This window comes from Nitratireductor indicus C115 (genome assembly GCF_000300515.1).
Lineage (GTDB): Bacteria > Pseudomonadota > Alphaproteobacteria > Rhizobiales > Rhizobiaceae > Nitratireductor > Nitratireductor indicus.
On record NZ_AMSI01000007.1, the window covers coordinates 141,594 to 164,150 of the forward strand.

Annotated in this window: 25 protein-coding genes; 1 reads left to right on the plus strand and 24 read right to left on the minus strand. The window is 62.5% G+C overall.

All coding sequences use genetic code 11. The features are described 5' to 3' along the window. Nucleotide 1: 1 nt before the first annotated feature. The 3 genes from NA8A_RS11855 to NA8A_RS11865 all read right to left on the minus strand — a co-directional run bounded on the left by NA8A_RS11855 (nucleotide 2) and on the right by NA8A_RS11865 (nucleotide 2,741). Nucleotides 2-604: a DUF1819 family protein gene (locus tag NA8A_RS11855; protein WP_009450525.1), complete on the minus strand. Its 603-nt coding sequence runs from the start codon at nucleotides 602-604 to the stop codon at nucleotides 2-4. Then, nucleotides 601-1,503: a BrxR family helix-turn-helix transcriptional regulator gene (locus NA8A_RS11860; protein ID WP_009450526.1), complete on the minus strand. Its 903-nt coding sequence runs from the start codon at nucleotides 1,501-1,503 to the stop codon at nucleotides 601-603. Before NA8A_RS11860 ends, NA8A_RS11855 begins: the two co-directional genes overlap by 4 nt. Nucleotides 1,504-1,769: 266 nt before the next feature. Next, nucleotides 1,770-2,741: a LysR family transcriptional regulator gene (locus NA8A_RS11865; RefSeq protein WP_009450527.1), complete on the minus strand. Its 972-nt coding sequence runs from the start codon at nucleotides 2,739-2,741 to the stop codon at nucleotides 1,770-1,772. 207 nt (nucleotides 2,742-2,948) lie between these two features. Here NA8A_RS11865 and NA8A_RS11870 point away from each other — a divergent pair, with 207 nt between their 5' ends. Further along, nucleotides 2,949-3,578 carry a TetR/AcrR family transcriptional regulator gene (locus NA8A_RS11870; protein WP_009450528.1) on the plus strand — a complete coding sequence of 210 codons (630 nt, stop codon included), beginning with the start codon at nucleotides 2,949-2,951 and terminating at the stop codon, nucleotides 3,576-3,578. Here the strand turns inward: NA8A_RS11870 and NA8A_RS11875 are convergent. The 21 genes from NA8A_RS11875 to NA8A_RS11980 all read right to left on the minus strand — a co-directional run bounded on the left by NA8A_RS11875 (nucleotide 3,573) and on the right by NA8A_RS11980 (nucleotide 22,557). Further along, nucleotides 3,573-3,794, minus strand: coding sequence for a DUF2274 domain-containing protein (locus NA8A_RS11875; RefSeq protein WP_009450529.1), 222 nt, complete (start codon nucleotides 3,792-3,794; stop codon nucleotides 3,573-3,575). The two genes, NA8A_RS11870 and NA8A_RS11875, sit on opposite strands and share 6 nt — an antisense overlap. A gap of 2 nt (nucleotides 3,795-3,796) precedes the next feature. Further along, on the minus strand, nucleotides 3,797-4,897 hold the full coding sequence (locus NA8A_RS11880) for a TraB/TrbI/VirB10 family type IV secretion system protein (RefSeq protein WP_009450530.1): 1,101 nt from the start codon (nucleotides 4,895-4,897) through the stop codon (nucleotides 3,797-3,799). Between the two features lie 29 nt (nucleotides 4,898-4,926). Next, complete coding sequence (trbG, locus tag NA8A_RS11885) at nucleotides 4,927-5,940, minus strand: P-type conjugative transfer protein TrbG (protein ID WP_009450531.1); 1,014 nt, start codon at nucleotides 5,938-5,940, stop codon at nucleotides 4,927-4,929. Then, nucleotides 5,937-6,626 carry a conjugal transfer protein TrbF gene (gene trbF / locus NA8A_RS11890; protein ID WP_009450532.1) on the minus strand — a complete coding sequence of 230 codons (690 nt, stop codon included), beginning with the start codon at nucleotides 6,624-6,626 and terminating at the stop codon, nucleotides 5,937-5,939. Before trbF ends, trbG begins: the two co-directional genes overlap by 4 nt. Further along, the gene (gene trbL / locus NA8A_RS11895) at nucleotides 6,623-7,984 is read right to left on the minus strand and encodes a P-type conjugative transfer protein TrbL (protein ID WP_009450533.1); all 1,362 of its coding nucleotides are present in this window, start codon (nucleotides 7,982-7,984) and stop codon (nucleotides 6,623-6,625) included. The genes trbF and trbL overlap by 4 nt, the downstream gene beginning before the upstream one ends. A gap of 3 nt (nucleotides 7,985-7,987) precedes the next feature. Continuing rightward, nucleotides 7,988-8,275: a putative entry exclusion protein TrbK-alt gene (gene trbK-alt / locus NA8A_RS11900; RefSeq protein WP_009450534.1), complete on the minus strand. Its 288-nt coding sequence runs from the start codon at nucleotides 8,273-8,275 to the stop codon at nucleotides 7,988-7,990. A gap of 20 nt (nucleotides 8,276-8,295) precedes the next feature. Next, nucleotides 8,296-9,078, minus strand: coding sequence for a P-type conjugative transfer protein TrbJ (gene trbJ, locus NA8A_RS11905; RefSeq protein WP_009450535.1), 783 nt, complete (start codon nucleotides 9,076-9,078; stop codon nucleotides 8,296-8,298). Next, a complete protein-coding gene (gene trbE, locus NA8A_RS11910) occupies nucleotides 9,075-11,582 on the minus strand; it encodes a conjugal transfer protein TrbE (RefSeq protein ID WP_009450536.1) in 2,508 nt (835 codons plus the stop codon). Before trbE ends, trbJ begins: the two co-directional genes overlap by 4 nt. A 10-nt stretch (nucleotides 11,583-11,592) precedes the next feature. Next, nucleotides 11,593-11,874, minus strand: a complete 282-nt coding sequence (locus NA8A_RS11915; RefSeq protein WP_009450537.1) for a VirB3 family type IV secretion system protein — start codon at nucleotides 11,872-11,874, stop codon at nucleotides 11,593-11,595. Continuing rightward, on the minus strand, nucleotides 11,874-12,206 hold the full coding sequence (locus NA8A_RS11920) for a TrbC/VirB2 family type IV secretion system protein (RefSeq protein ID WP_009450539.1): 333 nt from the start codon (nucleotides 12,204-12,206) through the stop codon (nucleotides 11,874-11,876). The genes NA8A_RS11915 and NA8A_RS11920 overlap by 1 nt, the downstream gene beginning before the upstream one ends. Then, complete coding sequence (gene trbB / locus NA8A_RS11925; RefSeq protein WP_009450540.1) at nucleotides 12,203-13,195, minus strand: P-type conjugative transfer ATPase TrbB; 993 nt, start codon at nucleotides 13,193-13,195, stop codon at nucleotides 12,203-12,205. Before trbB ends, NA8A_RS11920 begins: the two co-directional genes overlap by 4 nt. Nucleotides 13,196-13,341: 146 nt before the next feature. Next, complete coding sequence (locus NA8A_RS11930; protein ID WP_009450541.1) at nucleotides 13,342-13,803, minus strand: ribbon-helix-helix domain-containing protein; 462 nt, start codon at nucleotides 13,801-13,803, stop codon at nucleotides 13,342-13,344. Nucleotides 13,804-13,817: 14 nt separating this feature from the next. After that, complete coding sequence (locus tag NA8A_RS11935; protein WP_009450542.1) at nucleotides 13,818-15,806, minus strand: conjugal transfer protein TraG; 1,989 nt, start codon at nucleotides 15,804-15,806, stop codon at nucleotides 13,818-13,820. A 175-nt stretch (nucleotides 15,807-15,981) separates the two neighbouring features. Next, nucleotides 15,982-18,057, minus strand: a complete 2,076-nt coding sequence (locus tag NA8A_RS25690) for a relaxase/mobilization nuclease domain-containing protein (RefSeq protein ID WP_338086163.1) — start codon at nucleotides 18,055-18,057, stop codon at nucleotides 15,982-15,984. Nucleotides 18,058-18,367: 310 nt separating this feature from the next. Then, nucleotides 18,368-19,078 (minus strand): lytic transglycosylase domain-containing protein, encoded by a 711-nt coding sequence (locus tag NA8A_RS11950; protein WP_009450544.1) that lies wholly within the window; start codon nucleotides 19,076-19,078, stop codon nucleotides 18,368-18,370. A gap of 4 nt (nucleotides 19,079-19,082) precedes the next feature. Next, a complete protein-coding gene (locus NA8A_RS11955) occupies nucleotides 19,083-19,418 on the minus strand; it encodes a DUF736 domain-containing protein (RefSeq protein WP_009450545.1) in 336 nt (111 codons plus the stop codon). 35 nt (nucleotides 19,419-19,453) lie between these two features. Then, nucleotides 19,454-19,999 carry a S26 family signal peptidase gene (locus NA8A_RS11960; RefSeq protein ID WP_009450546.1) on the minus strand — a complete coding sequence of 182 codons (546 nt, stop codon included), beginning with the start codon at nucleotides 19,997-19,999 and terminating at the stop codon, nucleotides 19,454-19,456. Further along, the gene (locus NA8A_RS11965; protein WP_009450547.1) at nucleotides 19,996-20,514 is read right to left on the minus strand and encodes a DUF2840 domain-containing protein; all 519 of its coding nucleotides are present in this window, start codon (nucleotides 20,512-20,514) and stop codon (nucleotides 19,996-19,998) included. Before NA8A_RS11965 ends, NA8A_RS11960 begins: the two co-directional genes overlap by 4 nt. Further along, nucleotides 20,511-20,765, minus strand: a complete 255-nt coding sequence (locus NA8A_RS11970) for a hypothetical protein (protein WP_009450548.1) — start codon at nucleotides 20,763-20,765, stop codon at nucleotides 20,511-20,513. The genes NA8A_RS11965 and NA8A_RS11970 overlap by 4 nt, the downstream gene beginning before the upstream one ends. Continuing rightward, on the minus strand, nucleotides 20,762-21,415 hold the full coding sequence (gene parA / locus NA8A_RS11975) for a ParA family partition ATPase (protein WP_009450549.1): 654 nt from the start codon (nucleotides 21,413-21,415) through the stop codon (nucleotides 20,762-20,764). Before parA ends, NA8A_RS11970 begins: the two co-directional genes overlap by 4 nt. After that, entirely contained in the window at nucleotides 21,412-22,557 is a 1,146-nt protein-coding gene (locus NA8A_RS11980) for a replication initiator protein A (protein WP_009450550.1), read from the minus strand. The genes parA and NA8A_RS11980 overlap by 4 nt, the downstream gene beginning before the upstream one ends.

Sequence of the window (22,557 nt, forward strand, 5' to 3'; positions counted from 1 at the left end):
ATTACCCCCCATTTCCGGGAAAGACCCGTAGATCCGCCGGATTATTCTCCTCAATCAGCCGCTTCATGCGCCCCGACAACCAAATTGGCTGAATTCTGCCCTCGGTGTTTCTCAATCCGGCTTCACGCAAAATCCGAAACAAGACCTGACGCAATTTCGCGCATGTCGATGACGAAAGCTCAGCAAGACTCGGATCACTTTCCGCCTTGTCTGCGAGAAATCGGTCAAAGACCTCATGGCCCAGATCAAGCCGCCAGGACTGGTAACGCTCGCCGATCACCTCGACGGCGAATTCATGGACAAAAGGATAGGTCCGGCAGACCGCCAGCCACATCATCGCCTGCTGCTCGGCGCGGTCAGCCTCTACCGACAGGTAATGACGTTCGGCATCGGAGAGATGGCCTATCCGGTCGTACACTTCACGAAGCGCGCGGGTTTGCGAGGCCAGTTTGGGTAAGGATGACGCGCCCTGGGCCAGCAAACGCTCACGAGCAGATGCCCAGTTCTCACCGGGTTGATAAGCTTGAGCAATCACGATGCTCTCATTGAGCATCAGCCCGCCCACACTGAAGGACATGCGGTATTTCGCTGCGGCCACCATCATTTAGGTACCGCCCCGCTTGCTGTGTCAGCCTCATCGAACTCATGTTGCGCACGCTCAAGGGCGGCGGCAACCTCGTCTTCGTCAGCGGCAACGATATGCTGAGTCCGGGGATCGCGCAGCCTAGCCCCGTCAAGGAGTCCTAGCCGCTTGAGCACATAGAACAGCATGGCGTAGCGAACTGTCAGCACAGCGCGCCCGTCCGCCATGTTGTAATCCTTTGCGACCACCGCCTGCTGACCGACCGACAGATCAGGATGCGGCACAAGGGTGATATCGAAGGTTTCCTGCCACAGCCGGTCCTGTGCCGCAGCAGCACCTGGCTCGCCGAACTCGCCGAATCCAAGGACACGCGAGAGCAGGAAATCCTTGAAGCGCTCCGTCTCATGGCACCAGGCCCGCACATGCCAGCGCAGGCCATCAAAGCCGAAGGCATGCGGGGTAATCCGCCGCCATGCCGGATCGGGCCGATCGCGGTTCATGGATTGGTAGTGAAGGTCCAGCGACCTTTCCTCCCGCACCGCCGCCAGAACTGAACGCAGAACTTCGGTATCGACCTTACGGCGCAAAGTCAGAGCGATATCCATGTCAGGCGGGGCAGCGAGCCAATTCGCCCCCGCGTCGGCGAAACCTTCCGCCATCGACCGGAGCCGCATGAGATAGGCGTCCGGGTCCGGGTCTAGAAACACCGGCTGAAATTCCGGGCCGGCTACGTAGCGACGAGCGCTTTTGTCATAGACCGCATTCTGCGGCGCACGCTCCTGATAATGGGTCAAGTCCTTTGACGCCTGCGGAACGGAGACGCCAAACGTATCGATCAGGTCAGAGCGATTGACACCCCCCTCCCAGAACAGGCGGAATTCGATGAACTCCAACCGCCTCTCGACACCCCATTTCAACATTGCTCGTCCCGCCGCACTTGAAAGGATAGAAAGTATATGGGACACCTTACGATGTCCGTATATTTTGTATTCTAACAAACCTCAAACTGTCAAGCCCGAGGAAGGCCGGATGCGCACCGTGTCACCGTGCACAAACACGGCGGGGCAAAAGCGCTATCGAAGTCGGTCAGCCTAGACGTGGGCAGGGCCACGACATCTTCGATACCGACACGGTCGACGTCGATTGCAGCCAATGCTACGGCGTGATTGTACAGTGCCGCCAAACCCTATTTTCGCCGGGCCAGCCCTGTCAGTGATCGTGCCAGGCTCAACAACCGCCGAAACGCCGGATTGTCGTTTTGCGCTGACCAGACCATGCTGAACGGCAGCACCTCATCCGCAAGTTCCCGGTAGGTGATCCCTGGAAACTGGGCGACGGTCGTTGCTTCGCTCGTCAGAGTGAGGCCGCGACCGAGAGCGACCAGCGATAGGATATTGTCGCGGCCGACCTGCTGAGACTGAATATCGAGGTGGCGGCCGAGACCGGCAAGGTGAGCAACCAAATAGTCGTGGATCTCCTGACCCGGCGCAACGTCACTCACAATGAACCGCTCGGTGACCAAATCGCCCCATCCAAGTTCCGGCTTGCCCGTCAAAGGGTGGTTATCGGGCAGCACCACGAAAACCTTCTCGCACCATAAATGCTCCGCCTCACAGCCATCCCATGCCCCGGTTCCCGTGATGAATGCGACGTCCAGCCAAAGTTTCCGGACAGCCGCGATGTGCTCGGGCGGATTGCCGTCAATAAGGTCGACCTGCACGTTCGGGTGTTGCGTGCCGAAGGCACGCAACAGATCGAACAAAAATCCTGACGCAAGGGACGAAAATATCCCGACCTTGATCAGCCCTTGCTCCGCCCGGCCAACCGCCGCCACCTTGGTCACCCCAATGTGGATCTGGCGAAGAGCGTGGCGAGCGTTGCGCAGGAATTCCCGCCCGGCAACAGTCAACCGCACCCCGCCAGCATGACGCATGAAAAGCGACGCCCCGAGTTCATCTTCGAGATCACGGATTCGTCGGCTGATGGAGGATTCCTGCACAGAAAGCGCGGCAGCAGCCTTGCGAAAACTCCCATAATCGACGGCGGCAACAAAATATCGCAACTGGTTCAGCCGGACCGCAGATGTGCCGGGTTTCCCCTCAACGGCCTTCGTGAGGCTATCATCAGGCGAGGTCTGATTGTTCCCGGTCACAGCCATGGTGCATCATCCGAAACAGCGTTCGGTTTCTGACGGGCAGCCCGCCATCATCAACGCGAAAATCGATCTGGGTGCGTTCATCAGCTCTCCGCACATCCTCAAACTAAACGACGTTCAGTTACCGAATGCTGCTTCTTGACTTCCGGCCCGTCAACGAAAAAAGTAAATGTCGTTTAGTTTTTACGACAAGTTACAACAGGCATCCGAATGGCTCGTCCCCGGAAAGAGCAAGAACTTGATATTGCTCGTCGTGCGATCGACGAAACGATCCGGCTTCTGTCAGAGCGTGGCGACCTCGACGTACCTCTGACTGCGGTCGCGCATGCCATCGGTTGCACAGCGCCAGCGCTTTACGGCCATTTCAGCAACAAAAGCGCCTTGCTGCGCGCCGTTCGAGACGAAGGTTTCAACCAGCTCTACAGAGAAAAGCTGGCCGTCTTCCAGCAGATGCGCGGCAATCCATTCGGCTATTTGCGTGATGGCAGTTATGCCTATGTCCGCTTTGCCTTGGAAAACCCCACCCTGTACAGGCTGATGTTCACACCGCCGCCACGGCTCGGAGTCAGCGATGATCCATGGTCGAGCGAAGCTGGAAGACAGATACTAAATCTATTGCTGACGGGACTTCGCTGCTCTCAGAACCAAGGCTTTTTGCCCGGCATGGATCTGAGCCGTTACAGCTTTATGTTCTGGTCAACGGTACATGGTGCGGTAAGCCTCACCCTTCAGAACCGGGAAATGGATCAGACCCCCAAATGGGATGCGACACGAAAGGCCGTCGATACGTTGATGGAAATCATCGCCGCGACGCGCCATGACTCGCTCGGCACCTCATGAGCCAGACCTTCGGGCGCTGGCAAAACCCCGATCTGTCGCAATGAATCGTTCAAGCATCGGCACAATCAGTCTGACAGGATCGGCAGCGGGCTGGCCGGTTTCGCGAGCCAGCACTTCTGCATAGGCGGCAAGATCGCGGTGCAGCGGTGCCGGCAGTTCCACCGTCACCTTCACGGGCTTGTCTTCGATGAGGGGGCCGAGTTTCAGCTTCGTCATGGTCAGTTCCTATAAGGTTCGAGTACGAGATCGCGGGTAACGATGACCCTGACCGGGTAGCCCGGCCGGATCGTCAGGGTCGGCGCGACCTGCAACTGGCGCTGGACGATCTGTTGCCCGGCCTGATTGATGGTATCCTGTGCTCCGTCGCGGATGGCGCGGATCAGACGATCCTCGTCGTCGGTCGCCAGTTCCGTGCCGATGCCGAGCAGAGTGGACAGCCCCGCCGCCTTCATCAGATCCCACCAGTGGTAATCAACGCCATCTTCCAGCCCGGCATAGCCGGAAGCGTCCGCACCGGGCTGACGCTCCAGCACGATGGAGCGGCCATTGGGCAGGATCAGGCGGTTCCAGACCAGCAGCACGCGGCGCTGACCGAATTGCACGCCCGCATCATACTGGCCGATGATGCGGGTTCCTTGCGGGATCAGCAGCAGACTGCCGGTCGGACTGTCATAGACATTCTCCGTCACCTGCGCGGTGATCTGCCCCGGCAGATCAGAGCGGATGCCGGTCATCATCGCCGCCGGAATCACTGCCCCGGCCTGCAGGATGTAGGGCGAGGCAGGCGCCATGATCCGATCCATGGCAACGGTCTGCCGATCCACAGGACCATTGAGGAAAGCTGTGTGCCGGTCCTGCGTTTCAGGTTGGGCACCAAGGTCCGGCCCCACAAGCCCCGGAATCGTTGAGCCAGCTGTCGTCGCCACTCTTGGCCCGGACTGGAAGAACACGGTGCTAAGACGTGCGGCTTCTTCCTCGGCAAGCCGGCGCTCTTCGGCAGGATCGCGGACAGGCGTCGCCATGGCGGGCGGCGTGACGGGCTGACCCCGGTTCTGGGCATCCAGGATCGGGCCACCGAGATCGCCCGGCAATGCCGGCCCCAGGACCGGCCCGGTATAATCCTTCGGCAGACCCGCCAGTCCATCTGCCGTGGCGCGATTCTCGGTCGAATAGAGTTCTTCACCGTTTCCGCTCATGTCGCGCGTCTGGAGCGCATAGATCAGCGCCCCGCCGATGCCGAGGAGCGCAACAGCCCCGGCACCGGCCAGCATCTTGCGCGACAGGCGCGTGACGCGCGGCGGCTCGGCACGCAAACGCATCGGCGTTGGGTTGGTGGTAGCCTCTTCACTCATGACGGTTGCTCCCCGGTTTTGGCGGGCTGGGCAGCTTGCCTTTGCTCGATGCGAACGATCCTGACCGTCTGCTGCTGCTTGCCGCTACCAAGACGCAGCTCAGCCGCTCCGAACAGCCGATCGACGATCAAGATGTTCTGGTGAACACGGGAATTGACGATCTGAGTCTCGCCCTCGGAACCGATGACGAAGATCGGCGGCATCTCTCCCTGCACAATGCCGCGCGGGAAAACGACATAGACACGGCGGCCATCGTCGAAGACGGAAATCGGCCGCCATGGCGGCGTATCTCCGGTCAGGCCGTAACGATAGTTGCGTGCCGCCTCGACCGGGATGATGGGTGCTGCGGGAACGGTCTGGCGCTGACCGGCAGGCAGCGCCGGATAAGACCAAGATACGGACGGCATATAGAGCGCCTCGCGGGCGCGCAGCTCGATCATATAGGTGCGCCGATCGGTCGTCACCACGAGATTGGTTGAGATGTCGGATCGGGATGGTTTGACGAGAATATGGACCCGGCGCGACGTACCGCTCCCGCTCTCGGTATCGCCAATGATCCAGCGGGCGGTGTCTCCCGCCGCGATCGGTCCCGCGCCGGTCAGGCTTTCGCCCGGCTCCAGCGCGATATTGGTGATCTGTCCTGGTGCTGCATAGACCTGATAGAGCGCGCCTTCCGACCAAGGATAGATCTGGATGGCGTTATAGTAACCCTCGCGGCGCGGTTCGACGCGGGCGGCGGCATTGGCATTCTCGACCCGGCCTGCCGGTGTTCCCGCTGCGGTCCCACCACGCGCAACCGTCCAGGCTGGCGGCGTGTGAAGCGGTCGGGGCCGATCATCCGTAACGGTGGCCTGCACGGTCGGTAGAGCCGGAACATTGGCATCATAGCTGAACTGCGGCGTCTTGTTGGTGGCGCAGCCCGCAAGCATGGTGGCCGAGAGCATCAAAGCCGCGAGGGCGGGCTTACGGAAAACCGGCAAGGCGGAATTGCGGGAAAACACGATGGTCATTGGCTCATCTCCCGCGACCATGAAATTGCATTGACGTAGATGCCGAGCGGATTGGCGCGCAGACGCTCGGCATCGCGCGGAGTCTGGATCACGATGGTCAGGATCGCGGTCCAGCGCTCGGTCGTGGAAAGCTGCCCGTTCTCGTAGTGGCGCTCGGTCCAGGCGACTCGGAAGCTGTCGTTCGAGGCGCGGATGACGCTGGAAACCTCGACTGCGATCTGCTGGCGGCCGACACGGGTGAACGGATCATTGGCGCGGGCATAGTCGTTGAGCGCGGCTGCTCCTCTATCCGTGGTGAACTCATAGGCGCGCAGCCAGTTCTGGCGCACGATGATGGCGTCCGCCGGGATCGAGCGCGTCTGCTCGATGAAGCGGCCAAGATGGAAGGCGATCTGCGGATCGGTCGGACGGTAATCGGCCGTGGCTGAGGCGACGGTCTGGGCCTGGCCGAGATTATCGACCTGCACCACCCAGGGCACGACGGTCCCTCGCGCCGATTGCAGAACGAGCGCGGCAGCGAAGCCCGCAGAGAGGATCAGCGAGCCGAAGGCCATATAGCGCCAGTTCTTGGCCTGCACGCGAGCCGTGCCAATACGCTCGTCCCATACTTGCGCGGCTTTCTGGTAAGGCGTCTCGGGTTCGGGCGATTTGCCGTAATGGGTCGCTGGACGTCTGAAGATGTTCATGAGCGGTCACTTTCGGAAATGTTGACGGAAGAGCCGCCGCCGTGGCTGTCACCGGAGCGGACGGCATGGGCGGCCATGGTCGTGCCGTGATTGAGCGCCTGGCGGCGGTGCATCTGCTGCGCCCATGCAGGCGGTCCGCCCGCCGGTGCGGAGGCGGGTGCGGCACCGGCCACGCTCGCACCACCAATGGTTCCAAGCGAGGCCGATCCACCGGTGACGCCGAGCCCGGCGCGCGCGCCATCGGAGAAGCTGGATTTGACGCTTTCCGCTGCTTTCGAGGTCGCTCGTTTCAGGGGCGATGCGGCGGCGGAGCCTGCCGCGCGGGCAACACCGCCGAGGCCGGAGGCAACACCGGCAGCCCCTGACTGGCCGAGCGATCCGACACTATAGGCGGCGCTCGCCGCACCTGCGGCAGCAGCACCGCCACGGACAGCCGCAGCTCCACCCGATAGCGCCGCTGCCCCTCCCTTCGCGGCCATGCCTGCGGCAGCGCCGCCGGCAAGCATCATGCCGCCAGCGGCGAGACCGGTTCCGACTGCTGCACCTGCACCAAGCTGCGGGCCGCCAGAAACCAGACCGGAAGCGATGCCGGGACCGAAGATGCCGAGGCCGAGAAGGGAAAGTGCGGCCAGCACGATCGCCATGGCGTCGTCGATGGTCGGCGTCACGCCGCCGAAACCGACCGTAAACTGCGAGAACAATGTCGAGCCGATGCCGATGATGACGGCGAGCACCAGCACCTTGATGCCGGAGGAGACGACATTGCCAAGAACGCGCTCGGCCATGAAGGCGGTCTTGCCGAAGAGGCCGAAGGGAATGAGGACAAAGCCCGCCAGCGTGGTCAGCTTGAACTCGATCAGCGTGACGAAGAGCTGCACGGCGAGAATGAAGAAGGCCAGCAGTACCAGCGCCCAGGCGAACATCAGGCAGGCGATCTGGATGAAGTTCTCGAAGAACGACCAATAACCCATCATGTCCGAGATGGATTCGAGCAGCGGGCGACCGGCATCGAGGCCGGTCTGCGCCACCTTGCCGGGCCGCAGCAGATCGGCGGCGGAAAAGCTGGTGCCCGAACCTTTCAGGCCAAGACCGGCGAAGCTGTCGAAGATGATCTGGGCGAGATTGTTCCAGTTGCCGATCAGGTATGCGAAGACCCCGACGAAGAGCGTCTTCTTGACCAGCCGGGCGATGACGTCGTCATCCGCACCCCAGGACCAGAACAGTGCCGCAAGCGTCACGTCTATGACGATCAGGGTGGTGGCGATGAAGGCGACCTCGCCGCCAAGCAGGCCGAAGCCGCTGTCGATGTAACTGGTGAAAACACCCAGAAAGTTGTCGATGACGCCGGTGCCGCCCATGGTTCACTGTCCCCCGTTCTGATGCGGAGCGGCGGGCACCGGCGTCCGGCCGAGGAACCGGTCGCGGTTCTCGGCCCAAGTGGCGAGGCAGCCGGGATCGTTCACGGCGGCCTCGCCTAACTGCTGGCAGTGGCGCAGGCTCTGGCGCGGCGGATCGGCAGGCGCCTGAAGCGCCGGGGCCGGTCGGGGCTGCGCTGGTTCGTACTCGCGTGTCATTTCGATCACCGTTGCGGTGATGGCGATGGCCACGAATATGATCGCGCCCAGCCGGGCCAGCATCTTGCCGTCCATGTCGCGCCCCTCCTGTCCGGTCAGTTGTTGCCGTTGCCGAACATCCGGGCATTGCCGGGCTGATAGCCCGATCCAGGCGTCAGAAAGCGCTCGCGCTGGATGCGGCCCTGTTCGGCAGCAGTGGCGCGCTCGGCTTCGATCAGGGCTTCGGAGCGACCATTGGCGGACATCAGCGCGATCAGGTCGGAAAGCTGCTGCGACTGGAGCGCGAGAAGCTGATTGCCCGCCTGTGTCGCCTGCAACGCGCCGGTCGCGTTCTGGCTCTGCCCGACAAGGGCGGACATTTCAGCGCGGTTGGTGTCGATATTTCCGACGACACCAGCCTGCACGCGCATGGCGTCCTGCAAACCGCCGACCGTATTCTGCCAGCGGGACCGCGCATCGGCGACGAGTTGGGCGTCGGTCGCGGACAGCGAAACCTTGCCGTATTTCTGTTGGAACATTTGATCGACATTCTGCACGTCGAAGGCAATGTTCTGCGCCTGGGCCAGAAGCTGCTGCGTGCGCTGGACATTCTGCTGCAAAGTCTGGAGCGAGGAATATGGCAGACTGGCGAGATTCTTCGCCTGATTGATGAGCATCTGCGCTTCATTCTGAAGCGAGGTGATCTGGTGGTTGATCTGCTCCAGTGTGCGTGCGGCGGTCAGAAGGTTCTGCGCATAGTTGGTCGGATCATAGACGATGCGGCCGAAGCCAAAAGCGTGAGCGGGGCTTGCCAGCATGGGCGACAGTGCAACAGGCATGGCGAGCGTCAGCGCCAGCACGGATGCACTGACATATCGGGAAACGGGGATACGGATCATGGCAGGGTCTCCTTTTCTTGGCTGTCATCTGGATGGATTTGATCTGGCGCGACCGACCGAGCGGGCTCTGTCCGTTCGACAAGATTGGTGAGGTTCGGGATCAGATCGACGGCCCATTCGACGCCGCGATCGCGCAGCCAGGCCGCGAGAAAACCGTCCTGCCCATGCTCGGCGATGAGTTCGGCGATACGGGTCTGATCGGATTTGGATGATGCGGCGCAGAGCGCGAGACCGACTTCGGAAAGGCCAAGCTCGAACAGGCGATTGCCGCGCCGCGATTGGCAGTAGTAGTCCCGCTTGGGCGTGGCCCGCGCGAGGATCTCGATTTGCCGGTCATTGAGGCCGAAGCGGCGGTAGATTGCCGTGATCTGCGGCTCGATGGCGCGTTCATTCGGGAGAAGCAGCCGCGTCGGGCAGCTTTCGATGATGGCGGGCGCGATATTGCTGCCGTCAATGTCCGAGAGCGACTGCGTGGCGAAGATGACGGACGCGTTCTTCTTCCTGAGTGTCTTCAGCCATTCGCGGAGCTGATTGGCGAACCCCTCATCATCGAGCGCCAGCCAGCCTTCGTCGATGATGAGCAGGGTTGGCCGACCATCGAGCCGGTCGCCGATCCGATGAAACAGATAGGACAGGACGGCAGGCGCAGCCCCAGTGCCGACCAGCCCCTCGATCTCGAAGGCCTGTACATCGGCTGATCCGAGATGTTCGGCCTCGGCGTCGAGCAACCGGCCATAGGCGCCGCCAATGCAGTATGGGCGCAACGCCTGTTTCAGATCGTTGGATTGCAGCAGCACGGCAAGGCCGGTGATGGTCCGTTCCCCCGCCGGGGCGGATGCCAGCGATGTCAGTGCCGTCCAGATGTGCTCCTTCACCTCCGGCGTGATGGTCATGCCTTCACGCATCAGGATCGCGGCGATCCAGTCAGCGGCCCATGACCGCTCATAGGCATCATCGATCTGCGCCAGCGGTTGCAGGGAAACGGAAACCTCCGATCCCTCGGTCAACCCACCGCCAAGATCATGCCAGTCGCCCCCCATGGCGAGCGCGGATGCCCGGATCGATCCCCCGAAATCGAAAGCGAAAATCTGGCTGCGATCATAGCGGCGAAATTGCAACGCCATCAGCGCCAGCAGCACGGACTTGCCCGCGCCGGTCGGGCCGACGACGAGGGTATGGCCCACGTCGCCGACATGAAGGGAAAGCCGGAACGGAGTCGAACCTTCGGTCTTGCCGTACAGCAAGGGGGGCGCTCCGAGATGTTCGTTCCGTTCCGGCCCCGCCCACACGGCCGATAGAGGGATCATGTGGGCGAGGTTGAGCGTCGAGATCGGCGGCTGCCGGACATTGGCGTAGGCATGTCCCGGGATCGAGCCTAGCCAGGCATCGACGGCATTGACAGTTTCCGGCATGGCCGTGAAGTCACGGCCCTGAATGATCTTCTCGACCAGACGCAGCTTCTCGTCGGCGATACGGGGGTCGGCGTCCCAGACGGTGACGGTTGCTGTGACATAGGCCATGCCGGCGACGTCAGCGCCCAGTTCCTGCAAGGCCATGTCGGCATCGAGCGCCTTGTTGGACGCATCGGTGTCCACCAGCGCCGATTGCTCGTTGGTCATCACCTCCTTGAGGATCGCGGCGATTGATTTTCTCTTGGCGAACCATTGACGGCGGATTTTGGTGAGGAGTTTCGTCGCGTCCGTCTTGTCCATCAGGATGGCGCGGGTGGACCAGCGATACGGGAACGCGAGCCGGTTCATCTCGTCGAGCAGGCCGGGCGTGATCGCTGTCGGAAAGCCGATAATGGTCAGGACGCGCAGATGCTTGTCACCAAGGCGCGGTTCCAGACCGCCAGTCAGCGGCTGATCGGCCAGCAGCGCATCGAGGTGCATGGGCACTTCGGGCACGCGGACACGATGGCGGTTCGTGGAAATCGTGGAATGGAGATAGGTCAGCGTGCCCGCGTCATCGATCCAGTGGCATTCGGGCATGAAGCCGTCGAGTAGCGCCAGCACGCGGTCGGTGCGGTCGATGAAGCCGCGCATCAGCTCCCATGGATTGACGCCGGATTGCTCACGGCCCTCGTAGAGCCAGGTCTCGGCGCGAGCTGCATCTTCGGCGGGTGGCAGCCAGAGGAAGGTCAGGAAGTAACCTGACACGAAATGCGTGCCCGCTTCCTCAAAGGCAGCCTTGCGCTCGGCATCGACCAGAGCGGAAGCCGGATCAGGAAATTGGCTGCCGGGATAGATCGCGGCTTCGCTTCGTTGAGCCTCAACAAAGATCGACCAGCCGGAGCCGAGGCGGCGCACGGCGTTGTTGATGCGCCCGGCGACCGCGACCAGCTCGGCGGCGATAGCGGAATCCAGATCCGGCCCGCGAAACTTCGCTGTCCTCTGGAAACTGCCGTCCTTGTTCAGCACGACGCCCGAGCCAACGAGCGCGGCCCAGGGCAGGAAATCCGCGAGGCGGGTGGCGGTACGGCGATATTCGGTGAGGTTCATCATGGGCGCGCCTTCACACCGACAGATGACCGGGGATGCGCAGATGCCTGCGGCCCACCTCGACAAAAAGCGGATCGCGTTTGGCAGCCCATACCGCGAGGAAATGTCCCACCGCCCAGATGGCGATGCCAACCAGCCAGAGACGAAGGCCGAGGCCGACGGCGCCGGCCAGCGTGCCGTTGACGATGGCAATCGAACGCGGTGCGCCGCCGAGCAGGATATGCTCGGTCAGCGCCCGGTGAACCGGGATAGAGAAGCCCGGCACCGCATCGAGCTGTTCAAACCCGCCCGCCATCAGATGAGCGCCCCGCCGCCGAACGAGAAGAACGACAGGAAGAAGCTCGACGCAGCGAAGGCGATGGACAGGCCGAAGACGATCTGGATCAGGCGGCGGAAGCCGCCGGAGGTATCGCCAAAGGCCAGCGCCAGGCCGGTGGCGATGATGACGATGACGGCGATGATCTTGGCGACAGGACCTTCTATCGACTGGAGGATCGACTGAAGCGGGGCCTCCCAGGGCATGGAGGAGCCGGAGGCGTGTGCGGCAGGCGCCAGCATCAGACTGATGGAAACAGTGGCAGCGGCGGTTGCCATGATGCGGCAGCCGCGTGAAATCGTGCGGATCATGAAGGGTTTCCTTTCGGGGTGGTTGCCAAAGTAATGAGATGCGTGATGGCGTAGTCGCCGTCCGGTCCCAGCCCATCGACGCGGGCGAGTTCGACCAGGCGGCGGGACGATCCACGTCCGGCAAGAACGGCGACAAGGTCGATAGTCTCGGCGATCAGGGCGCGCGGGACAGTGATGACGGCTTCCTGGATGAGCTGCTCGAGGCGTCGCAGCGCGCCAATGCCGGAACCGGCATGGATGGTGCCGATCCCGCCCGGATGGCCGGTGCCCCAGGCTTTAAGGAGGTCGAGAGCTTCGGACCCGCGAACCTCGCCGACCGGGATGCGATCCGGGCGCAGGCGTAGCGACGAGCGCACCAGATCGGAGAGCGTCGCCACGCCATCTTTGGTGCGCATCGCGACCAGATTGGGCGCGGCGCATTGCAGTTCGCGCGTGTCTTCAATGATCACGACGCGATCCGAAGTCTTGGCGACTTCTGCCAGCAGCGCGTTGATCAGCGTGGTCTTGCCAGTGGAGGTGCCGCCCGCGACGAGGATATTGGCCCGCGTGGCGACGTTCAGGCGCAACACCTCGGCCTGATGGCTGGTCATGATCCCAGCGTTTACATAGTCGTCGAGCGTGAACACCGCGACGGCGGGCTTGCGGATGGCAAAGGTTGGCGCCGTGACGACAGGCGGCAGCAACCCTTCGAAGCGCTCTCCGGTCTCAGGCAGTTCGGCCGATACACGCGGACTTCGGGAATGAACTTCGACGCCAACATGATGGGCGACCAGCCTGACGATCCGCTCGCCATCAGCCGCAGACAGCCTGTCTCCCGTATCGGCCAGACCTTCGGAGAGCCGATCCACCCAGATGCGGCCATCGGGATTCAGCATCACCTCGACCACACCGGGATCTTCCAGAAACCGGGCAATCGATGCCCCGAGCGCGGTGCGCAGCATCCGCGCACCACGCGCAATCGTCTCGGGTTTCTGATGTGATGCGGTCATGGCGGCCCCGTTCATGGCGGGACGCGCAAAAGACGGACCCCGGATTGGGGTCGATTAAAAGAACCTGATTTAGGGCCGTTTCAACAGATGTTTGTGCGCGTGCGGGCATCGGCGGCGCAGGGCGGCAAATAGGATGGATCGAAAGTTCAGAGCTGGTTTCCATCCGCTTCGGACTGGCCTTGTGACGAAAGATCGTGAAGCGAATCCATATCCCGCGACAACTCTTTCAGGAATCTGTCGCCGGAAGCCAGGCGCTTGCCCAGCGTCTGCATGAAGCCTTCGAAGCGCTCGTTGCCCTTGATGCGCGCCGACTGTTTCGCGCTATCTGACAGCGGCGGCGTCATGGTGAGCCAGAATTGTACGAACAGCGAAAGCGTCTCGCCGAGGATGGCCACATCTTCGTCCAGCATATCGAACTGGCGGCCAAGCTTATCCAGGCGTCGCGACATTGCGGCTTCCAGCCGTTCGGTCGTGTCACCAGACAGGAAGGATGCTACCGCAGCCTCGATCACTGCGGATTTTGAAACATTGCGGCGCAGCGCCAAGCCTTCGACCTGCTTCAGTAGATCCGGGGAGAAGTAGACATTCATGCGGGTGCGGCTCGTCATGCCTGCCTTCCTTCTCAAAGGTCGATGCCGTCATTGGGGTCGAGAGATGCCTGCCGCGCGACCATGCGCATCCGCTGACGCATAGCGCGGGCCTTGGCGGCATCGACGTCGGGCTCATCATCGAGAAAGTCGAATTCTTGCGATGGCGGCGGTGGTGCCGGGATGATTTCCTCATGCTCGGGAAGCTCCGGCTCACGACGGATACCGGCATCGGCAGGATCGCCGTCGGACGTGTTCGACGCGGGTCCGTGGCCAACCGTGGGCGTAACAACACGGCTCGTCCAGTCGTCTGGTGCCGATGTTTCCATCTTCACCGACTGCTTGCGTAGATCGGGCGGCGGCAGCACCCGTTCCTGAAGCCGCGCATCGGCATAGTAGCGCGCCTTGGCGGCGCGGATGGGCGGCACACCCGCTACCATGACGATCTCGTCGGTTGGCGGAAGCTGCATGATTTCGCCGGGCGTCAGGAGTGGCCGCGCCGTTTCCTGCCGCGACACCATGAGGTGCCCCAGCCATGGCGCGAGGCGATGACCGGCATAGTTGGTGGAATCGCGCATTTCCGTGGCCGTGCCGAGCGCATCACTGATCCGCTTGGCGGTGCGTTCATCATTGGCAGCAAAGGCGACACGCACATGGCAGTTGTCGAGAATGGCGTTGTTCTGCCCATAGGCGCGCTCGATCTGGTTGAGCGACTGCGCGATCAGGAACGCTTTGAGGCCATAACCGGCCATGAAGGCGAGTGCCGATTCAAAGAAGTCCAACCGCCCGAGCGCGGGGAACTCGTCCAGCATCAACAGCAGGCGATGGCGCTTGCCGGAGGTTTCCAACTCCTCGGTCAGCCGCCGCCCGACCTGATTGAGGATGAGGCGGATCAGCGGTTTTGTGCGATTGATGTCCGATGGCGGTACGACGAGGTAGAGGCTGACGGGTTCTTTTGCTTCGACCAGATCAGCAATGCGCCAGTCGCAGCGGGCCGTCACGCAGGTCACGACCGGATCTCGGTAGAGGCCGAGAAAAGACATCGCTGTGGACAGAACACCGGAGCGTTCGTTCTCGGATTTGTTCAACAGCTCGCGTGCCGACGAAGCGATGACGGGATGCACACCGGCTTCGCCCAGATGCGGTGTGTCCATCATGGCGCGCAAGGTTGCCTCGACCGGACGGCGGGGATCGGACAGAAAACTCGCGACGCCGGCCAGCGTCTTGTCCTTCTCGGCATAGAGTACATGCAGGATGGCGCCGACCAGTAGCGAATGGCTGGTCTTTTCCCAGTGGTTGCGCTTGTCGAGACTGCCCTCGGGATCGACCAGAATATCCGCGATGTTCTGGACATCGCGGACTTCCCACTCCCCCTGACGGACTTCCAGCAGCGGGTTGTAAGCTGCGGAATGCACATTGGTCGGATCGAACAGCAGGACGCGGCCGTGATGGGACCGGAAGCCGGCCGTCAGATTCCAGTTCTCACCCTTGATGTCGTGCACGATGCAACTTCCCGGCCAGGTCAGCAGCGTCGGCACAACGAGACCGACGCCTTTGCCTGATCGGGTGGGCGCGAAACAAAGGACATGCTCGGGGCCGTCGTGCCGGAGATAGTCCTTGCTGTGCCTGCCAAGGACCACGCCATCGGGACCGAGCAGTCCGGCAACATGGATTTCCTTGTTCTCGGCCCATCGCGCCGAACCGTAGGTGGCGACGTTGCGCGCCTCGCGCGCCCGGATGATCGACATGAAAAAAGCGGCGGCGATAGCGAACAACGCCCCGGACGTGGCGATTAACGCGCCCTCGGTGAAAATGTCGGGCGCATAGGCGTCATAGGAAAACCACCACCAGAAAAAGGCCGGAGGATAATAGACCGGCCATCCCGCAACATCGAACCATGGATTGCCGAGCTGGGGCTGAAAGCCAAGGCGGAAGGCCACCCATTGTGTCGAAGTCCAGACCATCACCAGGACAATGGTGAATACGACAATGATCTGGCCCCAGAGTATTCGGCCACCACGCATACAGGCTCCAATCGGCAAGAGAGTCGGAGCCGATCAAAGAATAGACGTTTTCGAAAGCGGCAACAGGAAAAGCAGGGGTGCCGTGTTGCCGGATACTATCGGCGGCACATCGGACAGGCCCTTTCAGATGCCGATGTCGACAGAACAATTTGCGAGGTGCCAGATCGGCAAAGGCTCAAATCCCGAGCCCTCGTGTTCGCCCCATTTGCCACGATACCGATCCACCCTGCACGATGCCCGCAACCTCGCGGCCGAGCTGGCGGTCGATCACTGGCCGCCATGGGACAAGAGTGAACTCGTGGCTCTTTTCGACAATGGCGAACTTGCCGCTCGATAGATGTGCGGTCCCGGTGAACTTGCCGCTGATATTTTCGCCATCTGCAGCCGCCCGGAACGGCAAGCCTTTGCTGCTGGCCATTTCCGCACCGACGCGGGCCACTTCCCTTTCTCGCAGATTGGCGAGCAGGTTGCGCCGATAGAGGATGCGTCCATTCTGCTGCCGCGTGGCATCGCCCTGTGCGATATGGTGTTCACGCCGCTGGTCCATAGCCTCGCGCACCTGCTGGCCGAACCCTGCCGGGGTAAGGTCCGAGGCGTCCGGTGTGACCAATCGTCGGTCCAGCCAGGTCGCGCCATCGGCGCCGATCTGTTTTTCCAGATCGAAGGTCGAGACGACACGGATGCTGGCCTGCCGGTTGCGACCGGCATCATAGGCGGTGGCGCGGCTCTCGAAGTCTTCGGGGATGCGCCACTGGTCGGCGTCGATCCGCTCGGCAATCCCGGCCCGGCGTAGCGACTCCAATCGCCGGACATGGGCATCGACATAGCCCTCATAATCGCCACCCGGCACACGTCCCTCGAACTTCGCCTGTTCGAGGTGGCGGCTCGGTCGGTAGATACCATTCTCCGAGATCGCAGAGATGGTGCGATCAGAGGGACGTTGCGCCGTGTCGGCGGGGCCGACTTCCACGATGCTGCCGATTCGGGCATCTTCGACGCGGGCCGGATCAATGCCGGGAAGATGGTGTGTTCGCCCGTCGATACCGTCCACCACGAGCGTCAGGTTTTCGCCCATCTCGTCGGTGAGATATTTGTCCACGACGCGGCCGATGATGGGCGCCGCGGGTGCGGCATCGTGAAGCTGGAAGGTCATCGGATCACGTTCCTGCCCATCGGCCTTCAGCGCCTTGTGCATGTTGCGGATGATGTCACCGCGCTCACCGAGTTCACGCAGCGCCGGTTCCATCTTCGCGCCAAGCTCCCAGACGCCGGGTGCATGTTCCATAGCCAGCCCCATCTTTTCCAGCTTGGCGAGACGGCGCAGGCGAAGTGTGCGGTTGAACTGGCGGCGTGCATCTGCTGGTTCGTGGCGCAGATCGAGGAACCTTTCGTCGGCTTCCTCGGTCATGGCGCGGTCGATGCGCGTGAAGCGGTCCTGATCGATTTCGGCAGACAGCTTGCGGCTCTGCTCGATCTCGGTCACGGGGCCGAGTTCCAGCGTGGTCAGTTCGCTCGCCCGCTCACGAATACCATTGGCGAGATAGTCGCCATTGATAACCAGGTTCTCGCCCAGATCGTCCTTCCCCCGAACAATGACGTGGACATGGGGATGGCCGGTATTGTGGTGATTGACAGCCACCCAATCGAGTTTCGTGCCAAGGTCGGCCTCGATGCGGTTCATCAGATCGCGGGTGTGGTCGGTGAGATCGGAAAGATCGGCGGCATCCTCGGGCGAGACGATGAAGCGGAACTGGTGGCGATCATCCTTGCTGCGATCAAGGAAGGCATCTCCATCAGCGCGGTCCTCGGTCGCCGAATAGAGCTGGCCACGTTCGCCATCGCGCGAGGTGCCGTCGCGCTGGATGTAGCGCAGATGGGCAGCCCCTTTGCCATTCTTCCCCGCGCTCTGGGCATAACGGGTCTTGACAACGACGCGGCGCACGCCGGCCGTACTGTGCCGCCAGCCGCCCGACAGCATTCGGACGCGGACAAAGGCCGCACCACGACCACGCTTGACGCCCGGACCTTTGCCGGCCGGCGATGCCTTCCCACTCTTTCCGGCCGAACCAGATGAAGGCGACGAGTAGGTCCGTGATGCGAATGATGATGATCTGCCGGGGCGGTTGCTATGCTGACGCGCCAGCTTCTTTGCCTGCGTCAGAAAGCTCTTCGCCTTGCCCGCCTTCGGCACGTCCGACCTGATGCGGCCAGGCTTTGGGAGAAAGCGGCTCTCGTCGTCGCCACTCATCATCGTATCCGAAGCCGTGACGGCGGAAAATCGGCCGATATTCGGTTAGAGTGCCGGTCAAAACCCCGCAACGCCAAGGCTTTGCGCCATATCGCGGCACGCGAGGCCCAAAAGCAGGGTGCCGTGCGCCGCGTCCCAAAACAGTGTGCAGGCAAGGGCTTGCCCAGAAACCGCCCCGACAGGGTGCCGGTTTCCTTTATCTTGCCCTCCGCCTTTCTTCCCCTTTTTGCCCTTCCTGCCGGGAATGCAGCCAGGCGACCCCTTGCCTGACTGCACACCGGAAGCGGACCGAAAGTGCGTGGAGACACCATGCTCATGGCTCGTCTCCATTGCCCGCACGGGCCACGAATATGCCGCCGTCCTGCGGCTCCTGATCGACGGAAACGCGCATAGGAACGGTTGCGCGGACGTCGTTCGACGGTTGATTGGCCGTCGCCGAATGGCCGCTGGATTGCACAACGAAGAGCGGAGCTTCGCGCCAATCCGGCGGTGGCGGCGGCACGATCGTCGGCACATCAGGCGCAGTCGCCCTGCCAAGAACAGGTGCGAGCGTGGCGACATAGGCGCGCGTTTCAGCGGGCAAAGTGCGGCCCGTCGCCAGATGCTCGTCATAGCGACCGGGACCAGCATTGTAGGCGGCAAGCATGGCCGCAACATTGCCATAGCGGTCCCACATCTCGCGCAGATACGCCGTGCCTGCGAAGATGTTATCGCGCGGATCGTAAGGGTCGCGCCCGAGACCATGGCGGCGGCGCAGGCCCGCCCAGGTATCGGGCATGACCTGCATCAGTCCCATCGCGCCCGCCGATGAAATTGCGCGCACATCGCCCGCGCTTTCCACGCGCAGCACGGCTCGAATCCAGTGCTCTGGAATGCCGAAACGCTGTGACGCCTCGGCAATGAACGCAGCATGGGGATGCGCGGTGACAGGCGCAGGTTGCAGCGTGACCTGCGCCATGGCCGGCATCGAGCCGCTGCCAGCCGACAGCAGGGCCGTGAAGAGAAGAAAGGTGCGGGATCGCATGATCTCAGTCGCGATCTTCGCGGGGCCGCGGGCGGCTCCAGTGCAGCGACCATGACGAGCCTGCATCGTCGTCGCGGAACAGGTTGGCGCGGATCGGGTGCGGTAAGGCCGGATCGTCGAGCAGCACCGAGAGATATTCGCCAGCCTTTTCGCCGGTGCGTTTCCATGCAGCACCGACCTCGGGACCGTCATGCTCAATGTAATGGACGCGATAGTCCGGCGCATTCTCCGCATCGGAATGTTCAGCGGGCACGATGACGAGATCGCGCTTCATGGTGAGCGTGACGAGCTGACCGGCGAAGCCGGATGCGTCACGCGCAAATTGACCGATCTGTGGCATGGTATGTCTCCTGTGTTGGTGGGTTTGGCGTGGGTTCAATGCGTGACCGCCCGCCATTCGTAGCGGCCATCGCCTTCCTCATCGGTCCAGAGCGGAAGCGCCCGGCCGATGACGGAACTGGCGGGAACAGGTCCGAAGTAACGGCCGTCGAGGCTGTCCCGGATTTCCCAATTCATGAGGAAGAGTTCGCCGTCGCGGATGATGCGGCAGCCCTGCCAGACCGGCAGATCGCGTCCCATCCGGTCGCGCTCCAGTGCATCGCCCATCTCGACGTTATCGACGGTGATCGTCGCACCGCTGCGGCAGACGCGCTGTCCCGGCAAGCCGAGGACGCGTTTCAGCAGCGGCACGCCCCGCCCGATATAGCCGCGCTCGACCATGAACCGCTCCAGCGGTTCGGGCGGCGCGATGACGACGAGTTCAGGAACTTCGACCACATCGGCAGGAACAACTGTGTAGAAGCCGATGGGCGCGCTGGCGGTCGCATTCCAGATCAGCCTGGTTGGCGGATCGGCAACGGCCGTGGCGACAAGCGTACCGACGGCCAACATGGACACGGCGAGGATATGACGGCGGCTCATGGTGCGATCCTCCGGCGGCTGACCCATGCGGCATGGCGTTCCGGCGTGTAGGGGTTGGGGTCCTGACCGGCGATCATGCGGTTGTGGACGTGCCGCCAATGGTCCGGCGCAGCATCCGCAGGATCGACGCCAAGCGCGTCCACGGCGTCGATGGCGGCCAGCGCTTGCTGCACCTTTGGCCAGCCATCAATACGCAGCAGGATCTCGCCGCCGGGGCGAACGAAGGGCACGGTCTGGAACGGCTCGCCACGCCCGACAGCGCGCAGTATGTCGAGCCGCGAGACGATGGTGCCGTAGTCGTTGGAGGCCCAGCGGACGAAGGCGAAGATGCTTTCGGGTGCGAAGCCGACGAGACTGCGGCGGCGGTCGATGATCTGCTCAAAGCTCTTGTGGCCGAAGCGTATCCAGTGCTCAACCTTCCGCTTCTGGAAGGCCAGTTCGACAAGTGTGGTGAAGGGCGCTGGACCGTCCGCCAGCGGATGTTCATGCGCACCACGCCCGGTTTTGCCGGTCATGGCCGGTCTCCTTCGGTGGGTGGAAACTCGCGGCCCAGCAGCTCGCGCAGCATCACGGCGACGGTGACGCCGCGCCGGAAAGCGGCCACCTTGATGCGCCCGCGCAGTTCGGGTGTGATGTCGATGGTCAGGCGGGCGGTAAACGCCTCGGCAGCCATCTTTCCGGTTGCCGGCGCATCGGCGGCCCTGACCCAGCTATCGGGATTACCCGGACGCGATGCGAAGCCGGATTTGGCGGGTGGACGTGTCATCGCACAATCCTCCCGATCCCGAGGCTATCGATCTCGGCCACCAGCGCTGTGACCTCATGTGCAGCCCGTTCGCCGCCATCGGTCTCTGAGACCAGTCGCCCAGTTTGTGCGGCTTCAGCAAAGGCGACGCGCTGGCCGATGGTCGTGGCCAGCAACGGCGGATCTTGGTCCGCCAGTGTCTCAGCCGTTTCGCGGGCGATGACGGTGCGCGCAGCGCATCGGTTCAGCAGAAAACGGGCGGCCAGTTCAGGACGATAGATGCGTGCTTCGTTCAGAAGCGCCAGCATCTCGGCGGAGGCCCAGCCGTCGAAAGGAGATGGCTGCACCGGGACCAGCACCAGATCGGCTGCAAGCAGCGCTGAGCGCATCAGACCAGCGACACGGGGCGGACCATCGATGACGACATGGTCGGCGTCACGCGCCAGCTCCGGCGCTTCCCGGTGCAGCGTATCGCGGGCCAGGCCGATGACACTGAACAGCCTTGGCAGCCCTTCATGGCCACGCCGCTGCGACCAGTCGAGTGCGGAGCCTTGCGGATCGGCGTCGATCAGGATGACGCGTTTGCCTTCCGCAGCCCACGCACCGGCGAGATGCAGCGCCAACGTGGTTTTTCCGACACCGCCTTTCTGATTGAGGAGAGCGACGATCATCGCTGTCCTCCCGGCTTGCCGAGAGGAAGTTCAGGCGTGCTTGTTGACGCGGGCGATCCTTGCTTTGGGGGTGTCAGCTTGCCTTTATGGGCACCCGATCTGAGGGCCGCACCAGCCTTCGCGATGAGCTTTTCCACATCGCGCCGCCGCTCTTCAAAGTTAGATTCTGTGTTAGACTCTAAGTTAAGGGCGCGATTTTCGCTTTTGTTACCGAAGGATAGGAGGTGTTTGGGTTCCCGATAGCACGAGCCTCCGGTTCCTGATGGCACGATAGTCCGGGTTCCCGATAGCACGAGACTATCCACAGGTTTTCCACAGGCCGGGACAGGCTCGAAAGCGAGCAGCATCCGGCCGCCGGTTTCGACCTCGGCGAACAGGGTGTAGCCGGGCAGTGGCTGGCGGCGGATAATGTCGCGCAGCTCGAAGGCGAAGCGCTTGAACGGCGACAGACTGCCCGATTTCTGGTGCAGGTGACGGAAGTCGAACCGCCAACCGTTTTTCTGTCGCCCACCATGCTTGCGCACCAGGCGATAGAGCCAGCGATCCAACCCGCCGGTCAGATTGAAATAGGCCCGGTCGATGGTGAGGATCAGGGCGTCATCCAGAACCGCACTGTAGAACCAGTCGGGCACGATCATCTCGATGCCGTCCGGACGGCCATTGGCATCGGTCCGCTCGTGCCATTCGTTGATCCACGAAAAACGATGTCGCCGTCCATTCGCGCGCTGGCGGATCGAGGTTGCAACCGTGGTCGATTGCAGCCGGTCCAGCGCCGCCTTCAGGCGCTGATAGTCCCTCAGGGAGGTTCCGCGCCCTGTGAATGTCAGGATTTCATAAGGCGTTGCCGCCATCAGGCGCGACGTGCGCAGACCGGCGTCCCGCGCTTCCACGATCTGGCTGGCCGCCCAGATCAGTATATCGGCGTCCCAGATCGTCGCCATACCGTGATCGGGAACAGCTTCGACACGGATCGAGACGTTGCCCAAGGCAAAGTCAATCGGGCGGATACGGTGCGATTTGGAAAGGGAAAAGAAAGGATAGGCCATGAGATCCTGCGCGTCTCGTGGTGCGAATTCCCCGGGAAGCGCCCGAAACAGATCGAGTTGTCCGCGTTCCGAGGCGGATGGATGCTGCGCTGCCAT

Excerpts from the sequence above, each read along its gene's own strand:
- trbE (WP_009450536.1), bottom strand. The coding sequence starts at position 11,582 with ATGATGAACCTCACCGAATATCGCCGTACCGCCACCCGCCTCGCGGAT.
- NA8A_RS11875 (WP_009450529.1), bottom strand. The coding sequence starts at position 3,794 with ATGACGAAGCTGAAACTCGGCCCCCTCATCGAAGACAAGCCCGTGAAG.
- NA8A_RS11965 (WP_009450547.1), bottom strand. The coding sequence starts at position 20,514 with ATGACCGGCAAAACCGGGCGTGGTGCGCATGAACATCCGCTGGCGGAC.
- NA8A_RS11920 (WP_009450539.1), bottom strand. The coding sequence starts at position 12,206 with ATGATCCGCACGATTTCACGCGGCTGCCGCATCATGGCAACCGCCGCT.
- NA8A_RS11880 (WP_009450530.1), bottom strand. The coding sequence starts at position 4,897 with ATGCGTTTGCGTGCCGAGCCGCCGCGCGTCACGCGCCTGTCGCGCAAG.
- NA8A_RS11950 (WP_009450544.1), bottom strand. The coding sequence starts at position 19,078 with ATGCGATCCCGCACCTTTCTTCTCTTCACGGCCCTGCTGTCGGCTGGC.
- NA8A_RS11860 (WP_009450526.1), bottom strand. The coding sequence starts at position 1,503 with ATGTTGAAATGGGGTGTCGAGAGGCGGTTGGAGTTCATCGAATTCCGC.
- NA8A_RS11855 (WP_009450525.1), bottom strand. The coding sequence starts at position 604 with ATGATGGTGGCCGCAGCGAAATACCGCATGTCCTTCAGTGTGGGCGGG.
- NA8A_RS11935 (WP_009450542.1), bottom strand. The coding sequence starts at position 15,806 with ATGCGTGGTGGCCGAATACTCTGGGGCCAGATCATTGTCGTATTCACC.
- NA8A_RS11955 (WP_009450545.1), bottom strand. The coding sequence starts at position 19,418 with ATGCCACAGATCGGTCAATTTGCGCGTGACGCATCCGGCTTCGCCGGT.
- trbL (WP_009450533.1), bottom strand. The coding sequence starts at position 7,984 with ATGGGCGGCACCGGCGTCATCGACAACTTTCTGGGTGTTTTCACCAGT.
- NA8A_RS11970 (WP_009450548.1), bottom strand. The coding sequence starts at position 20,765 with ATGACACGTCCACCCGCCAAATCCGGCTTCGCATCGCGTCCGGGTAAT.
- NA8A_RS11930 (WP_009450541.1), bottom strand. The coding sequence starts at position 13,803 with ATGACGAGCCGCACCCGCATGAATGTCTACTTCTCCCCGGATCTACTG.
- NA8A_RS11865 (WP_009450527.1), bottom strand. The coding sequence starts at position 2,741 with ATGGCTGTGACCGGGAACAATCAGACCTCGCCTGATGATAGCCTCACG.
- trbK-alt (WP_009450534.1), bottom strand. The coding sequence starts at position 8,275 with ATGGACGGCAAGATGCTGGCCCGGCTGGGCGCGATCATATTCGTGGCC.
- trbJ (WP_009450535.1), bottom strand. The coding sequence starts at position 9,078 with ATGATCCGTATCCCCGTTTCCCGATATGTCAGTGCATCCGTGCTGGCG.
- NA8A_RS25690 (WP_338086163.1), bottom strand. The coding sequence starts at position 18,057 with ATGATGAGTGGCGACGACGAGAGCCGCTTTCTCCCAAAGCCTGGCCGC.
- parA (WP_009450549.1), bottom strand. The coding sequence starts at position 21,415 with ATGATCGTCGCTCTCCTCAATCAGAAAGGCGGTGTCGGAAAAACCACG.
- trbB (WP_009450540.1), bottom strand. The coding sequence starts at position 13,195 with ATGACCGCATCACATCAGAAACCCGAGACGATTGCGCGTGGTGCGCGG.
- NA8A_RS11980 (WP_009450550.1), bottom strand. The coding sequence starts at position 22,557 with ATGGCAGCGCAGCATCCATCCGCCTCGGAACGCGGACAACTCGATCTG.
- NA8A_RS11915 (WP_009450537.1), bottom strand. The coding sequence starts at position 11,874 with ATGGCGGGCGGGTTTGAACAGCTCGATGCGGTGCCGGGCTTCTCTATC.
- trbG (WP_009450531.1), bottom strand. The coding sequence starts at position 5,940 with ATGACCATCGTGTTTTCCCGCAATTCCGCCTTGCCGGTTTTCCGTAAG.
- NA8A_RS11870 (WP_009450528.1), top strand. The coding sequence starts at position 2,949 with ATGGCTCGTCCCCGGAAAGAGCAAGAACTTGATATTGCTCGTCGTGCG.
- trbF (WP_009450532.1), bottom strand. The coding sequence starts at position 6,626 with ATGAACATCTTCAGACGTCCAGCGACCCATTACGGCAAATCGCCCGAA.
- NA8A_RS11960 (WP_009450546.1), bottom strand. The coding sequence starts at position 19,999 with ATGAGCCGCCGTCATATCCTCGCCGTGTCCATGTTGGCCGTCGGTACG.